Below are 280 nucleotides of genomic sequence, written 5' to 3' on the forward strand. Positions count from 1 at the left end.
CTCTGAGTCGGCCTCTACATCAGAATCAGTCTCAACCTCTGAATCGGTATCGACGTCTGAGTCGGTTTCAGCCTCTGAATCAGTATCAACATCCGAGTCAATTTCAGCCTCTGAGTTGGTTTCAACGTCTGAATCAGTCTCAGCGTCTGCATCGGTTTCTGTATCCGAATCAGTGTCTACGTCCGAGTCGGTTTCTGTATCAGAATCAGTGTCAACGTCTGAATCAGTTTCTGTATCTGAGTCAGCATCAGCCTCTGAGTCGGCCTCTACATCAGAATCA

Annotated in this window: 1 protein-coding gene; it reads left to right on the forward strand. The window is 47.5% G+C overall.

Features of this window, described 5'->3' with window-relative positions; translation table 11 throughout:
- Nucleotides 1–280: hypothetical protein (locus ADI76_RS10810; protein WP_193390714.1), on the forward strand; the 280-nt coding region annotated here is incomplete at both ends.

The sequence above is a fragment of the Streptococcus parasanguinis genome (genome assembly GCF_001074805.1).
In the GTDB taxonomy this organism is placed as follows: domain Bacteria; phylum Bacillota; class Bacilli; order Lactobacillales; family Streptococcaceae; genus Streptococcus; species Streptococcus parasanguinis_A.